At 62.5% G+C, this 14312-nt stretch carries 17 protein-coding genes and 1 riboswitch; of the genes, 10 read left to right on the forward strand and 7 right to left on the reverse strand.

Annotated features, from left to right (window positions below):
* Positions 1-538 precede the first annotated feature (538 nt).
* The 10 genes from Q0288_RS16740 (at position 539) to Q0288_RS16785 (ending at position 8557) form a co-directional block, all read left to right on the forward strand.
* Entirely contained in the window at positions 539-1750 is a 1212-nt protein-coding gene (locus Q0288_RS16740; RefSeq protein WP_299433073.1) for a TIGR02710 family CRISPR-associated CARF protein, read from the forward strand.
* A 146-nt stretch (positions 1751-1896) separates the two neighbouring features.
* A riboswitch (cobalamin riboswitch) is annotated at positions 1897-2092 on the forward strand.
* A 164-nt stretch (positions 2093-2256) separates the two neighbouring features.
* Positions 2257-3135, forward strand: a complete 879-nt coding sequence (locus Q0288_RS16745; RefSeq protein ID WP_299433076.1) for an ABC transporter substrate-binding protein — start codon at positions 2257-2259, stop codon at positions 3133-3135.
* Entirely contained in the window at positions 3135-4190 is a 1056-nt protein-coding gene (locus tag Q0288_RS16750; RefSeq protein ID WP_299433114.1) for an iron ABC transporter permease, read from the forward strand. Before Q0288_RS16745 ends, Q0288_RS16750 begins: the two co-directional genes overlap by 1 nt.
* A gap of 38 nt (positions 4191-4228) precedes the next feature.
* Positions 4229-5020 (forward strand): ABC transporter ATP-binding protein, encoded by a 792-nt coding sequence (locus Q0288_RS16755; protein ID WP_299433116.1) that lies wholly within the window; start codon positions 4229-4231, stop codon positions 5018-5020.
* Positions 5021-5356, forward strand: coding sequence for a hypothetical protein (locus tag Q0288_RS16760; protein ID WP_299433079.1), 336 nt, complete (start codon positions 5021-5023; stop codon positions 5354-5356).
* Positions 5353-5892, forward strand: coding sequence for a histidine phosphatase family protein (locus Q0288_RS16765; protein ID WP_299433082.1), 540 nt, complete (start codon positions 5353-5355; stop codon positions 5890-5892). The genes Q0288_RS16760 and Q0288_RS16765 overlap by 4 nt, the downstream gene beginning before the upstream one ends.
* Positions 5889-6398, forward strand: a complete 510-nt coding sequence (gene cobU / locus Q0288_RS16770) for a bifunctional adenosylcobinamide kinase/adenosylcobinamide-phosphate guanylyltransferase (RefSeq protein WP_299433085.1) — start codon at positions 5889-5891, stop codon at positions 6396-6398. The genes Q0288_RS16765 and cobU overlap by 4 nt, the downstream gene beginning before the upstream one ends.
* Before the next feature lie 50 nt (positions 6399-6448).
* Entirely contained in the window at positions 6449-7528 is a 1080-nt protein-coding gene (cobT, locus tag Q0288_RS16775; protein ID WP_299433088.1) for a nicotinate-nucleotide--dimethylbenzimidazole phosphoribosyltransferase, read from the forward strand.
* Positions 7529-7631: 103 nt separating this feature from the next.
* Entirely contained in the window at positions 7632-7856 is a 225-nt protein-coding gene (locus Q0288_RS16780) for a DUF5522 domain-containing protein (protein WP_299433119.1), read from the forward strand.
* A 2-nt stretch (positions 7857-7858) separates the two neighbouring features.
* Positions 7859-8557, forward strand: coding sequence for an adenosylcobinamide-GDP ribazoletransferase (locus Q0288_RS16785; RefSeq protein ID WP_299433091.1), 699 nt, complete (start codon positions 7859-7861; stop codon positions 8555-8557).
* A gap of 141 nt (positions 8558-8698) precedes the next feature.
* Here Q0288_RS16785 and Q0288_RS16790 read toward each other — a convergent pair whose 3' ends face one another.
* From Q0288_RS16790 to Q0288_RS16820, 7 genes are all read right to left on the reverse strand, one after another.
* Complete coding sequence (locus Q0288_RS16790) at positions 8699-9457, reverse strand: NAD(P)/FAD-dependent oxidoreductase (protein WP_299433094.1); 759 nt, start codon at positions 9455-9457, stop codon at positions 8699-8701.
* 12 nt (positions 9458-9469) lie between these two features.
* Complete coding sequence (locus Q0288_RS16795; protein ID WP_299433097.1) at positions 9470-10012, reverse strand: FAD-dependent oxidoreductase; 543 nt, start codon at positions 10010-10012, stop codon at positions 9470-9472.
* Positions 10013-10563: 551 nt separating this feature from the next.
* Positions 10564-10920 carry a hypothetical protein gene (locus tag Q0288_RS16800; protein WP_299433100.1) on the reverse strand — a complete coding sequence of 119 codons (357 nt, stop codon included), beginning with the start codon at positions 10918-10920 and terminating at the stop codon, positions 10564-10566.
* A 199-nt stretch (positions 10921-11119) separates the two neighbouring features.
* The gene (locus Q0288_RS16805; protein WP_299433103.1) at positions 11120-11500 is read right to left on the reverse strand and encodes a VOC family protein; all 381 of its coding nucleotides are present in this window, start codon (positions 11498-11500) and stop codon (positions 11120-11122) included.
* 111 nt (positions 11501-11611) lie between these two features.
* On the reverse strand, positions 11612-12901 hold the full coding sequence (locus tag Q0288_RS16810) for a cytochrome bc complex cytochrome b subunit (protein WP_299433106.1): 1290 nt from the start codon (positions 12899-12901) through the stop codon (positions 11612-11614).
* Positions 12902-12909: 8 nt separating this feature from the next.
* Complete coding sequence (locus Q0288_RS16815; RefSeq protein WP_299433109.1) at positions 12910-13551, reverse strand: Rieske 2Fe-2S domain-containing protein; 642 nt, start codon at positions 13549-13551, stop codon at positions 12910-12912.
* Between the two features lie 103 nt (positions 13552-13654).
* A complete protein-coding gene (locus Q0288_RS16820) occupies positions 13655-14137 on the reverse strand; it encodes a cytochrome C (protein ID WP_299433112.1) in 483 nt (160 codons plus the stop codon).
* Between the last annotated feature and the right edge of the window lie 175 nt (positions 14138-14312).

Raw genomic sequence — 14312 nt, forward strand, 5'->3', positions numbered from 1 at the left:
GCCCCGTCGTCGCAAACAAAAATCCCCGCAAGGGGATTGAAACTGCTGGGACCTTGCAGGGCCTGCAGGAAGTCCACCAGGAGTCGCAAACAAAAATCCCCGCAAGGGGATTGAAACATTTAAGCTGATTGTACGCGCGCGTACCAGGACACTCTGTGTCGCAAACAAAAATCCCCGCAAGGGGATTGAAGGTACAAAGATGTCGAAAGTCGCAAGTCGCGGGTCAAAAGACTGCAAGACAAAAGCCGTGCAAGGGTATTGAAGCTACAAAGATGACGCAGGGCTCAGGTCAAACGATTGCAGACCAAAAGCTGCTAAAGAAGGTTGAGACTGCTCGCTGGGCGGTCAGAATAGGTTTTTGGCGAGGAGAATAGTAGCTAAGTGCGGCCTTCAGGGCCTACCCCCCCTGCCCCTCAAAAAGGGTGGCGTGGGGATTTTTTTTCGTGATGACTATACGAAGACCGCCGTAGTTGGCAAGCGGTTCTGTAAGGGGTCTTGAAACTACACCTGGCTGCTTTGGGTCTGGTATACCTGGGATATGGAAACACTGCCGGACAAGGTACTGATTCTGAGCGTGGGGCAGACCCTCGAGCCCCTGGAGTTTGCCCTGAGCGAGCACACTCCCAGCGGAGTGGTATTTGTAGCCAGCCAGGGCAGCCAGGCTGTGGCAGGGGAGCTGGTCAGGCGGTATGGGGGCGGGCTTCGCTTTCATACCCTGTTGCTGGATGACCCCGAAAGCCTGGGCGAGGTGTTTCGCAAGGGACGCGAGGCTTTGCAAAAGGCCCTCGAGTGGGAGGCCCGGGTGATGGTGGCCGATATTACCGGGGGCACCAAGACCATGTCGGCGGGGCTGGTGCTGGCCCTGACCGGGCAGGGCGTAACCTTTAGCTATGTGGGGGGCGAGAGACGCGACGCGCAGGGCCGGGTGGAGTCTGGGGCCGAGCGGTTGCGGCAGCTCGAAGACCCCACCTATCGCTACGGTCTGCGCGAGTGGGACGGCTTCCGGCGGGCCTGGAACCAGGGCGACTTTCCAGCCGCCTGCGACTTTATTGCAGAGCTGCTGAACCGGCCACTCTCCCCTTCGGAACAGCGTTTCTACACCCACCTCAAGGGCATAACCCGGGGGATGGAAGACTGGGATCTGTTCCGCCACAAGGAGGCCTGGCAGGGTCTGGAAAAAGATCTGGAACCGGCAGTTGGCATTGCCGAGGCCTGGGGGCATGGGGCCAAGGTGCGGGTCTTGCAGGGCCTGCTGGAAGCCAAAGGGCGGCTGCGACAGATTCTGGATCAAGAGAAAAAGCCCACCTTTGTACTGCTGGCCGACCTGCTGGCCAACGCCCGCCGCCGCGAAGCCCGCAAGCGCTACGACGATGCCCTGGCCCGGCTCTACCGGGCCATCGAGCTGACCGCCGAGGCCGATGTGTTCGAGCGAACCGGCATCGTGCTGCGCGACCCAGAGACCTATCCAGACCCAGTGCAGCATCTGGCCGGTCGGGCCGGCAAGAAGCTCGGGCTTAAAGAGGCGCTGGGCCTGGCTTTCGAGGTAGACGCCGGCCTGAAAAATACCGGCACCAAAGCCCAGCGACTGTATGGGGACTACGAGACCACCCTCCAAAGCCCTTTGCAGCAGCGGCACCAGAGCATTCTGGCCCACGGCATCAAGCCGGTGGATGGCGGAGCCCTCGAGCCCCTCTGGGAGTACCTGGCATCGCTGGGTTTTGAGGCTGCCCCAGCCTGGCCCCACTGGTAAGGGGTCTTACAGAGCCTTCGGTGGACTTCTCCCCCGGTGGGGGCCGGGAGTGGAGGCAGTAGCCTGGCGTCATCTGGTGCACTTAGAAGGGGCTTGAAGGGGGCGCGGCTTGGGTGTAAGGTGGATTCAGGCCCGCTAGGGCTCATACAACCCGGCGAAGTTCTGGTGCCTGGGCGCGTAGCTCAGGCTTAAAGTGGGGAAATCCGGTGAAGCTGGGGCAGCCTGCCCCGAAAGCCAGTCCGGTACTGTCGCGCAACGGTGATGGCGCACTGAAGTGGTTGGGGCAAGCCCTGACAACCACCGCCCGAAGTCCGAATACCTGCCAGAACGCCTTCTTACTCCGATACAGAAGGCACCTCTCGCAAGAAGAGGGAGTCTCGGGGAACCTATTTATAGAGCGTCCTCACTCCCGAGGGCGTTTTTTTCATGCCCTGTGGTGCACAGGTTTCAGCCTGTCCCGAAGGGAACCGTCCCTCACGCGAAGCCGGGTTGGGAAAGGACGCGGCATGAAAAGATGGATCTGGTTTTTGACTCTGGCTATCAGCTACCTGCTAGGGGCCACCGGCCTGGCGCAACACTTCCCCCGCACCCTCACCGACGACCTGGGCCGCAACATCACCCTCGAGGCCGCCCCCCAGCGCATCGTGACCCTGTTGCCCTCGGTCACCGAGACCCTTTGCGCCCTGAATGCCTGTGGGCGACTGGTAGGCGTGGACGACTTCTCCGACTATCCCCAGCAGGTTCGTCAACTGCCCCGGGTGGGGGGGTTGTTCAACCCCAACCTCGAGGCCATGGTGGCCCTCAAGCCCGACCTGGGGATCGTCTCGGTCTACGGCAGGCTGCACGAGGCCCTGGAGAAAACGGGGGTGCGAACCTTTGCGATACGGCCCGAGAGCTACGAGGACATCTTCCGCACTACAAGGCTACTGGGACGGGCGTTGGGTGCCGAAGCCCAGGCCGAGCGCCTGGTAGCCCGCATCCAGCAGGAGGTGTATGCGGTGGAACGCAGGGTGGCCAGCGCCACGGTGCGCCCCACGGTCTACTACGAGATTGACCCCACCCCCTTCACGGCGGGGCCCGACTCCTTTATTGGGGTGCTGATTACCAGGGCCCGGGGTCAGAATATTATCCCTAGGGAACTGGGGCCCTTCCCGCAAATCAGCCCCGAGCTGGTGGTGCAGCGCAACCCGGCCATTATTGTGCTCACCCATCCAGGGGCGGCCGGGCTGCGAAACCGGCCCGGCTGGGGCAGCCTGCGGGCCATACAGGCCAATCGAATTTGCACTTTTACGGGCGAGTCGGACAACCTGCTCTCGCGTCCGGGGCCGAGGGTGGCCCAGGGCTTGCTACTGCTGGTGGGTTGCTTCCATCCGGGCCTGAGGTGATCTCTATCAAGCCTGCCCACGCCGCCACACTCCCCAGCCGGGAAGCCCCGGGGTATCGCCGGGGGCTGGTTTTTGCTGGACTGCTGCTGTTGCTGGTTCTGGGGCTGGGGCTGGGAGTGAGCCAGGGTGCGGTTCGTCTGAGCGGGCTCGAGGTTCTGGGGGCGGTGCTGGGCCTGCACGAAAACCCCATTGTGACCGAGTTGCGACTGCCCAGGGTGCTGGGAGCCATGCTGGTGGGCGCGGCACTGGGCCTGGCCGGGGCGGCCTTCCAGGGTCTGTTCCGCAACCCCCTGGCCGACCCCTATCTGATGGGATCGGCGGCAGGGGCCGCCCTGGGGATCACCCTGGCGGTGAGCTGGCTGGGCAGTTTCTCGGGAACCTTCGCCCAGCACGCGGTCTTTGCAAGTGTGCCCGCTTCCGCGACCCTGTTTGGTTTTCTGGGGGCGGTGCTGGCCGTGGCCCTGACCCTGCTGCTTTCGGGCGGGGCCAGCCGCACCCACGACCTGATTCTGGCCGGGGTGGTGGTGGGAAGTGTACTGGTGAGCCTGACCAGCTACCTGATGTTGCAGGATGCCGACCGGGTACGGGCGGTTTTTGCCTATACCCTGGGCAGCCTGGCCTTTGTGAACCGGGACGGGGTGGGGTCGCTGGCGCTGTACCTGCTCTTCACCCTGCCGCTTTTTTTGCTGCTGGGGCGCACCCTCAATGCCCTCAATCTGGGCGAGGAGACCGCCCGTAGCCTGGGCCTCCCGCTGGGCCAGATCAAGCTCCTGATCATCGGCGCCGTCACCCTCCTCACCGCCTCAGCCGTGGCCCAGGCGGGCATCATCGGCTTTGTGGGCCTGGTTGCGCCCCACCTGCTCCGGCGCCTGATCGGGGGCGACTACCGCTACTTGCTGCCCGCCTCAGCCCTGGGCGGGGCGGTCTTGCTGGTCTTTGCCGACCTGCTGGCCCGCACCCTGATCGCGCCGGGGGAGCTACCGGTCGGGATCCTGACCACGCTCCTGGGTGGGCCGTTCTTTTTGTACTTGTTGTGGCGGGGGAGGAGGGTATGAGAAGGGGAGCAGCGTCGCTGGGGGCTCGAGGGGAAGGGATGCCGGGCCCGTCGCCGTCCGCAGTCGGAGCTCGACTCTCAGCCGAAAACCTGTCCTTCTCCTATGGCAACCGGGCGGTGCTGAGCGAGACCAGCCTGGATCTTGATCCCGGCGAGTGGCTGGCCCTGCTTGGCCCGAATGGGGTGGGCAAGAGCACGCTGCTGCGCTTGATGGCGGGGTTGCTGAAACCCAGCACAGGTCAGGTGCGGCTGGGGGAGGAGCGGCTGGAGCGTTTGTCGAGCTGGACGCGGGGCCAGAAGATTGCTTTCCTGCCCCAGAACGGCGGCTACCCCGAAGACCTCACGGTGGAGGAAGTGGTGGGGCTGGGACGCACTCCGCATCTGGGGTTGCTGGGGCGGGCCGGCAGGGCCGACCAGGAAGCGGTGGAGTGGGCCATGCAGCAGACCCAGGTGACCGAGTTCCGCCACCGGCTGTTGCCCACGTTGTCGGGCGGCGAGCGCCAGCGGGTTATGCTGGCCCGTGCACTGGCTGCCCGTCCACGGTTCTTGCTTTTGGACGAGCCCACCAACCACCTCGACCTGCACCATCAGGCCGAACTGATCAGTCTGCTGGCAGGCCTGCGGGGCCAGAGCATTGGCATCCTGACGGTGTTGCACGACCCCAACCTGGCCCGCTCGGCGGATCGGGTGGCTTTTTTGTCGGCGGGAAAGCGGGTCGCGCTGGGCACCCCCAGGGAAGTGTTGAACCAGAGCCTGCTGCAAGCGGTGTATGGAGGGTGGGTGCGGGTGCATGAAGTGGAAGGCGAGCCGGTGGTGCTGCTGGGAGGCTAGATGCGGGCCAGTCTGAAAATAACCTCCCAGATGCTGCTGCTCGACCTCGGCGAGGTGCGCCGTCTGGTGACCCAGGATGGGCCGCGCCTGGCTCGATTTGTGGCCGTGATTCAGGAAAAGCGGGTCGGCTGCAACCGGCCGGGAGGCCGAAACTGGAGCTCCCGGCTAATGCGGGCCGGGGTTCCCCCCGCCGAGACCCTGCTCTACACCCTGCCCGGCGATCCGCTGGACTTCGAGCACGAAGGCTCCTGTCTGCGCCTGCCCGGCCTCAGGCTCTACCTGGATGGCCTGCCCGAGTTGGTCGAGACCCCCTACTATGCCTGGGTGGAGCCATGAGCGAACTCTGGCTGGTGCGCCACGGACAGACCCCCTGGAATGTGGATGGCAGGCTGACCGGCTGGACCGACGTGCCGCTTACAGCCCTGGGGGAGCGTCAGGCCAGGGCTTTGTCCGGGGGGCTGACCGCAGAGCGCTTCGAGCGGGTGGTGGCCTCGGATTTGAACCGGGCTGTCCACACCGCCCGCCTGGCCTATGGCGAACCTCACACCGTATCTGCCGCACTGCGCGAACTGAATTTTGGCGAGCTCGAGGGTTTGAGGTGGGATGAGATTGCCGAGCATCACAAAAGCGCCTTGCAGGGTTTCGAGGGGTTTCAAGCGCCCGGGGGCGAGTCTACAGCTACCTTGCGGCAGCGCGTGTTTGGGGTGCTGGATGCCTTGCCGCCGGGCCGCCACCTGATATTCAGTCACGGTGGGGTGTTGCGCCTGGTGCTGCGGGAGTTCGACCAGGACGGGTTCCTGCCCCCCTGCTCGGTGATCGGGCTGGACTGGCGGCACAAAAGGCTACAGTTTGTGCAAAGGGGGGAGTGGTGAAGACCCGTCTGGTGCTGGTGACGGGGGGTGCGAGGGCGGGAAAAAGTGCCTTCGCACAGGAGATGTCCTGCACCATGGGGGGTGAACAGGTCAGCCTGATCGCTACGGCCCAGGCGCTGGACGAAGAGATGCGCCAGCGCATCGAAAAACACCGGGCCGGACGCCCCACCGCCTGGGAGACCCTGGAAGAACCCCTCGAGGTTCCCACCGCACTGACGCGGGCCAAAGGCCGGGTGGTGCTGCTGGACTGCCTGACCTTGTGGGTCTCCAATCTGATGCATGCCGGTCGGGAGGTGTTGCCCGAACTCGAGAAGTTGTTGGCGGTTTATGCCGAAACCGGCAAAACCCTGCTGGTCGTGACCAACGAGGTGGGTCTGGGGATTGTTCCCGACAACCCCCTGGCGCGGCGCTACCGCGATCTGCTGGGCGCAGCCAACCAGCGCACCGCCCAGGAGGCCGATGGGGTCTATCTGCTGGTCTCGGGGATTCCGGTGAAGATAAAGTAGCTCTGAAACACCAAGTCTTTTAAGCCTCAAGCCCCAACCCCATTTTTCCTATGACCTTCCGCATCCCACCCGTCAGCCAGGAATGGTTATCCAAAGCCAGCGCGTACCAGAACACCCTGACCAAGCCGCCGGGCTCGCTGGGGTTTTTGGAAGAAATCGGAGTCCGCCTGGCCGCGATTGGGCAGACCCTGCAGCCCAGCCTGGGCAAGGGTGCAGTGGTGGTGTGCGCTGCCGACCACGGCGTAACTGCCGAGGACGTCTCGGCCTATCCATCCGAAGTGACCGCGCAGATGCTGCTTAATTTTGTGCTGGGCGGAGCGGCGATTAATCAGATGGCCGGGGTTTCGGATGCCGATGTTTGGGTGCTGGATGTCGGCGTGAACCGGGATGCGGTGGCCGACACCGGAGGGAAGGCCGGCCCTTGGTTCCTGCATACGCGCAAGGTACGTTGGGGGACGGGCAACATCGCACAGCAACCCGCCATGACCCGTGCCGAAGCCGAAGAGGCCATCCAGGCAGGGATAGATGCGGCCCGGCGTGCTATCCAGGAGGGCGCGACCCTGCTGGCGGCTGGAGATATGGGCATTGGCAATACCACGGCGGCGGCGGCGCTCACCGCAGCTTTGCTGGGCCTGGAGGCGCGGGATGTCACTGGGCGCGGTACGGGGGTGGACGACCAGCAGTATCAGAAAAAGCTCGAGGTCGTCCGCACCGCGCTGGCCCGTGCTCAGGCCCGATTGGGCGATTTGCGCATAGCCGATCCGGTGGAGGTTCTGGCGGAGCTGGGTGGACTGGAAATCGCGGCCATTGCAGGGGTATTCCTGGCCGGAGCCGAGGCCGGTCTGCCCCTCGTCACCGACGGTTTTCCGGTGACCGCAGGGGCTTTGCTGGCCTGTCAGATTCAGCCTGCTGTACGCGATTATCTGTTTGCCGGGCACCGCTCGGTAGAGCCGGGGCACACCCGGCAACTGGGGGCGCTGGGGTTGCGGCCCATCCTGGAACTCGATCTGCGTCTGGGGGAGGGAACCGGGGCGGTCTTGAGCTTCCCTATCCTGCGGGCAGCGGCCAGGGTGATGGCCGGGATGGCTACCTTCTCCCAGGCTGGGGTATCGCCAACGCTGAAACCGTAGAATTCTCGCCCACGACCAGGTGGATATCTTGCATAGATTGCGGTTCGGGCCAGCCCAACGAGCCATACATGCCATAACATGGTGAGGGAACAGGGTGCCCAGAATGGAACTCAAAGAAAACCTGGACTACTACCTCGAGCACGGCCTCTACGTTTTCACCGAGGCCTATCTTCGCAAGCGCGGTTACTGCTGTGGCTCGAGGTGCCGCCACTGCCCTTACCCCCGAGAGGTTCAGGCCCAGACCGCGTGCCTGAGGCTCGAGGGCCGCCCCATCCAGACCCGCGAGGAATTCGAGGCCCGTTTCGGGGTTGTTCTGGTAAAACCTTAGCTGTGCGCCCTCTCTGGCTGGCGGTCGGTTTCCTGACTATTTTTCCGGTTCCCAGGCTGGGAGAAGTCAGGGATGGCGAGATGAAGGCCGCCTCGGCTTTTTATCCGGTGGCGGGCTACCTGATTGGGGCGGTGCTGGCCCTGATGGCCTGGCTAACGGCGGCACTGCCCGACGGTCTACAAGGTGCGATCTTGCTGGCGGTCTGGCTGGCCTGCACCGGCCTGCTGCACCTGGATGGCCTGCTCGACTCTGCCGACGCGCTGCTCTCGATGAAGCCTGTCGCCGAGCGCCTGCGCATTCTGGGCGACCTACACCTGGGCAGCTTCGCTTTTGGGGTGGGGTTTGCGGTCTTGCTCCTGAAGTGGCAGTTGCTGGCTTCAAACCCCTCGCCCTGGCTGCTTTTGTGCCTGCCCGCCATCGTGCGCTTTGGCCTGTTGCTCCCCATGAACCGGTTCCCAGCGGCCCGCCCAGAAGGGCTGGGGGCCAGGAGCCGCGAGGGTCGAGTGGCCCCGGCGTTTCTTCTGGCACTCCCTGCCATCTTCTTCTTCCCCTGGGTCGCCCTGGCGGTGGTTGCGGCGATGCTGCTGCTGGCTTACTGGGCCGCCAACCGGCTGGGAGGCGGAATTTCTGGCGATGTGTACGGAATGCTGGTTGAGCTGGGGGAGGTGGTGGGTCTGCTGGTTTTTGTGGCCATGCTGTGAATCACCTTAAAGACCTCCCTACCGGGCATATCCAGCAAGTTTACCGGGGAACCGCTCCAGGCGGCCTGGCCAGCTAAGGGAAGCCGGAGGGAAGTGCCGACCCTGCGCTGGATATACCTGATGCAATGGGTCGTATCTGCACTACGGGCTTTGCGCCACCTCCCGCCCCCCCTGGTAATCATGCCGTGGGCGGTGAAGGGGGGGCTGGTGTCGGAGTGCAATGATCTCCCGCGCGGCCCTGCGCCCGCTGGCATAGGCCCCGTGTACGGTGGCGGCCCAGGCATTGGACGCAGTGTGTTCGCCCGCAAAGAACAAGCGATGGTTGACGGGTCTGGCCAGCACGCTGCGGGCTGTGGAGGCCCCTACGCAGGCCTTGCTGTAGGCCCCCTGGGCTTCGGGGTCGTCCCGCCAGTGAGCGAGTCGAGCCTTGCGGGGTGTTAGCTCGGGGCGGCCCAGGGCCTGGCGCAGGGTTTCCAGGGCCGTTCGCAGGGCTTGCTCCCCGGGCAAGGCCAGCAGTTCGCGGGCTTTGTCACCGGTGGCCAGCGAGGTCAGAATTTCTCCCTCGACCCCGTGCCCCCTGGTGCTGCTCCACCACTCGTCGGGGTTGGAGCCGGGCACATACAGCTCCACAATGCCTTCGGGGAAGATGGGCTGGTCGAACTGGTAAAAAAGCTTTACTGCATCGGCCACGCCCAGTTGCTCAATCGCGTTTCGCTTATCCAGGGGCAGATCGGGAACAAATTTGACTCTTTGGGTCTTCAGAATCCCCAGCGGCAGGGTGATCACGGCCTGGTCGGCCAGAAAGACCCGCCCATCGGTGGTGGTGGCCCTGACGCCGGACAAACCCCACTCGAGGGTCTCCACCACCGCGCCCAGCCGGATGTCCAGCCCGGAGGCCATTTTTATCGCCAGTCAATCGTAGCCGTCGAGGATGCGATAGTCGCCCTCTTCCGCCGATTTGTCGTAGAGGAACTCGAGGGCGGCTCCGGCACTCAGGAGCCCAGGATGGTCAAAGTCGGAGATGTATTCTTGTAGCTTGTAGGGTACTTTTTGACCCGTGAGCCGGTTGCGCTCTAAATATGCTGCCAGTGATTCCTCCCCCACAGCCTCGGGCCAGTCTACCGCCCGAATATCGGAAAAACCCCGCTGCACACAGCCTACCTCGGCCACACTGCGCAAATTGCCAGAGGGCAGCCGCACCAGCGTGTCCTCTTGCTGGGTGAAATGGATGGTCTGGAGGCCGAATTGTTGGGGGAGGGGGTAGGTGGGAACCTGGCTGCTATGGATAAATTCAGCACCCAGTTCGATGGGTACCGCGGCAAAGCTTCTATCGGTGTGGATGCGTCCTCCGACGCGGTGGCGGGCCTCGAGCACGAGGACTGGATGGTTCGCTTTTTGTAGATCCTGGGCAGCCGCCAGACCGGCGGCTCCGGCGCCTATGACGAGCGTTTTCATCGGAACACCTTTTTTTTACACTTCTTCGAACCTTTCTCCCGAGAATTGTTCTGGATGCCCGGGCATCACCCTGCCGACTGAGTCGCTCCACCAGTACCCGCGTAGCGGGGGTGCTTTACACCTTGGCTCGTACCGTGGCATACGGTGTGGTGGCAGTTCGTCGCGTTGCTTGCGCGCCTTGCGGCGCCGGGTATCTACCTTGAGATGGCAAGGCTGCCAATGGGTGGGTCGCACTCCTCCTTGTGGATCTGGTTTCCCCGGGTGGGGTTAGACCAGTCTAGCCGACCGGGCGGTTATCCGGATGAAGGATTTGCCACAATTGAGCCCCAGAACCGTATCTTTTGTGATTCGCAGGCGACGAAGAAATGAAGCCGGAACTCCCTGCTACCTTATTTCACAAATGAATACTTATGCAGATGGGCGGGTGTTCTGGATAGAGCCTGCGCGGGCTTACGGGGCGGGAGCAGGTATGGGATGGGCGGCCCCGAAAAGCGCCCACCGGCAGCGAGGGGTCATGCACAAAGCCCCCGGGCCATAGCCATGTGTATGCATCAAAATGGGGTTGTTGGGGGGGATAGACCCAGCAGTCTGAAAATCTTCTCCAGTCGCTCGCGCTCGCTGAGGAAGCCCAGCCCCTTCTTGCGGGTCAGCCACGACTTGAGCGCTTTGCGCTGGTGGGGAACGCCCAGTACATCGCTGAGCTGTTCCACATCGCCCACTTCTGCCGAGACGGTATCGCTGCTGTACGAACACACCGGGCAACTCAGGTACATGGGGTTGGAGTCGTACTGGAAAACCAGCCTTCCCTGATGGTAAACCCAGAGCAGCAGAGCCGCATCCTCGAGGTTTACCGCTCCTAAGGCTACGCAAGCCAGCCTCTGCGAGAGTCCGGCGGTTAGCCCAGCCAAGCGCTCTTCCAGCTGGGTGAGGCTTTCCAGTGACGGTTCCGTTTTAGGGTATACCACTACCTGGTTTCCGAGGGCTCGGGTTTCAAGCCCGTCCGCGGCTTGTCGGGCCGCCTGCAGGCCCACGCGACACAGGGTAATGCTCTGGTGGTGCACGCTTCAGGGTAGCCGCAACCAGCCTGTCCCGAAGTGATTTTGGCTTCTATAGCGGCGCGAACAAATCCACGGTGTTGCCGTCGGGGTCTTTCACCTGGGCATAGCGCTGGCCCCAAAAAGCATCCCAGGGCGGTTTGTGCCCGCGATAGCCCGCGCCCACCAGCTCGGCATATACCCGATCCACCTCGCCAGGGCTGCCGCACAAAAAGGCTCCGGCAGGGCGTGGGTGCAGCTCGAACTGGGGGTCGAAGCTATGGATCACTTCCAGGGTGTCCCAGGCAAAGCGCAGCCCGCCGGGCAAGGTCACCTCCACGTGGCCCTCGAGGTCGGCTTCGCGGGGAATGCTGAAGCCCAGACGCCGATAGAACGCCAGCGAAGCCCGCATGTCCCGCACCACCAGACCCACCAGATCCAACCGCACACCCATGCCGCACCTCCTTCGACTATGCCTTCATCATAGGGCGGTTCTCGGAAAAATGCCGGGTTCCCACCAAAAAAAGCGCCCTAAACAGGGCGCTCATGTAATGGATGAAGGCAATCAATCATCGGCGGCAGAGCCTTTGCCGATCTGCTTTCCTTCGGCCTCCTGGTTCCACTCCTTACCGTAGACCGCTTTCAGAATGATATAGGCGGCCAGACCGGTCAAAAAAGGAACTGCCAGAACCAACATCCAGAGCGTGCCGATGGTGAGCTGCAGATCCACCTTGTAGCCGGCCAGGGTGGTCATGAGGTAGAACATCAACATCCCGATTACGAAGCTGGTGCGGAAAGGGTGCTGGCTGGGCAGCTCGAGGTAGCGCCGCTTGTCTTTGGCATAGTCCAGGAAGGGAATCGCCAGTGCTCCCAGAATGATCAGGGTGGGCACCAGGATGCCGCCCCAGAACTGCGGGCCGAAGGTGGCGCCCAGGAATTCGAAGCGCCAGGTGGCCGGGATCATCTGCAAGATCCCGAAAATCCACATAAAGTACCAGTCGGGCTTGACCGCCGGGGTGGCTACTGTGGGTGGGCCAAAGGCCTGGACAGGGTGAGCTATAAAGGCTCCCGCGATGAAGGTTGCGACGGCCAGATAAATCAGGAACAAGACCCCCATCATGACCGCTTGCTGGGGGAAGAGGGGCACTCCTACGATCTTGCCCGGAGCCACCTTCTCGGCGTACCTGGGCTGGGTGTGCTTCTGCTTGATCATGATGGCCAGGTGGGCACCAATCAAGCCCATCAGGGCCAGCGGCAGCCACAGAACGTGGATGGAGTAGAGGCGGGGGATGGTCTGGGTATTGGTGAGGCTGAGCTCACCCGCAAAGAGGATGTCCGACATAAGCCTGCCCACCCAGGGAGCCGCCGCACCAATTTCGTAGCCGATTTTGGTGGCGGTGAAGGCGTAGTTGTCGTAGGGCAGCGCATAGCCGGTGAAGGCGGCGAGAATTGAGAAGACCAGTAAGAAGACCCCAATCATCCAGTTCAGTTCGCGCGGATTTTTGTAGGCTCCAGTCAGGTGTATCCGCAGCATGTGCAAGAAAGCGGCGGCAATCATGATATGGGCCGCCCAGTGGTGCAAAGAGCGCAACACCGCCCCAAACGGCAGCGAGTCAATGTACAGAATCGAGTAGTAGGCCGCAGGTACTTCCTTGCCGTCCGAAAGGGGCCCAGCGACGGGCCGGATCGAAGGCTCGTAGTTGAGGGTCAGGAAGATTCCGGTAAGTACCAGGGTAATAAAAGAAAACAGGGTAATCTCGCCTAAAAAGAACGAGTGGTGTACCGGGAAAGCCTTGCGGAAGGCCTTGGCGTAAAGCCTTCCAATGCTCAAGCGATCATCTAGCCACTGATACATATTTCCCCCTACACGTCCGCGCCTGGCTCGCCTAAAAACTCACCGGCCACTACCACCCTGCCACCCTCCACCCGGACGGGTAGCTGGGGAACGGGCGCGGGTACTGGGCCAGCCAGAACCCTGGCCTGGTTGTGTATGTCATACACGCCCCCGTGGCAGGGACACACCCAGTTGTTGTTTATCCACTGGCTGACGGTGCAGCCAAGGTGCTTGCAGATGGCGGAGTAGGCCAGCACCCCCTCGGGCGAAGCGTGCTGCCGGGTCTCCGGGCTCATCCGGGCGGGGTCGGCCAGGATGACCATCAGGGTGTTGTTGCGAAGGTCTTTTTTGATCACGTTTTCAGGACTCTTCGGAAAAGCGATGATAAAAGGCAACGCGGCGCCCTGGGCCGCCCTGAGGTCGTCGAGGGTAATCTCCTGGTCGGCCTTCGCGCCCATGGCAAAAACCAGTGTATCGCCTACTGCGACTGGCTCTTTGCTGGGCACCTTCTCCACTCGAGGCACCAGGCCGGCGCCCACCCACAAAGTTGAAAGCACTGCCGCGCCTGCACCGACCCCGATTGCTGCTTGCAACACAGCCCGGCGGGTCGCATGGGCTTGCGGGTCTTCGGGGTGGTCGTGGTGATGGGCTTTGGCTTCATGATCAGCCATTCTCGATCCTCCAAATTCCAGTTATGGATATTTTCGCCCAGAGGGTCTGGGTCTTGTGTAAACTTCGCTACCGTAGCCGCGCCAACTCAGACCCCCCCCAAGGTTACCAGGGGAAGTCGCCTTTTTCGTCCTCGGCCAGCACTTCTTCCATCATGAAGAATTTTTTGTAGATGGCGATCATCAGGGCGAGCAGCAGCATCATGCTAGCAAAGACCCCAGCCTGCAGGGTGGTGTCGTTGTAGAAGCCCGTCTCGGGGTTGTTGGCAAAGATCAAGGCCCGCACGAAGAAGCCCGACAGCACCACCAGCAGAATGGCCAGCACCACCCCGGCCACCATGGGCAGGCTGCTGGGTTCGGGCTGGTGGATGCCTGGGCGTAGCTCCGAGCCCTCGAGCCAGTTGCTCAGGAGTCCGATGAAGCCGTACATGAACAGCACCATAGCAAAAGCCATCAGGCCGATGCTGCCCACCGTGAGCTTCTTTTCTTCTGGCCCTACCAGGATCTGGGTGTTGAGGTAGGTCATGAGGAACAACGCCACCGAAAACACCAGTGCAAAATAGGGAACCACTGTGTCATTCCGATACATATATCCCTCCCCAATAGGCCTTAGCGAGCCGCCCTAATCTGCTCGGGGGTCACGCCGCCATAGTTGTTACCCCAACTGTTTTTGATATAGGTGATTACCCCAGCCAGTTCTTCGTCGGACAGCTGGGCAAAAGCAGGCATCGCACCCTGACCTCTGAGCAGGATATTGATGCTGT

It is taken from the genome of uncultured Meiothermus sp. (assembly GCF_937863175.1).
Taxonomy (GTDB): Bacteria; Deinococcota; Deinococci; order Deinococcales; family Thermaceae; genus Meiothermus.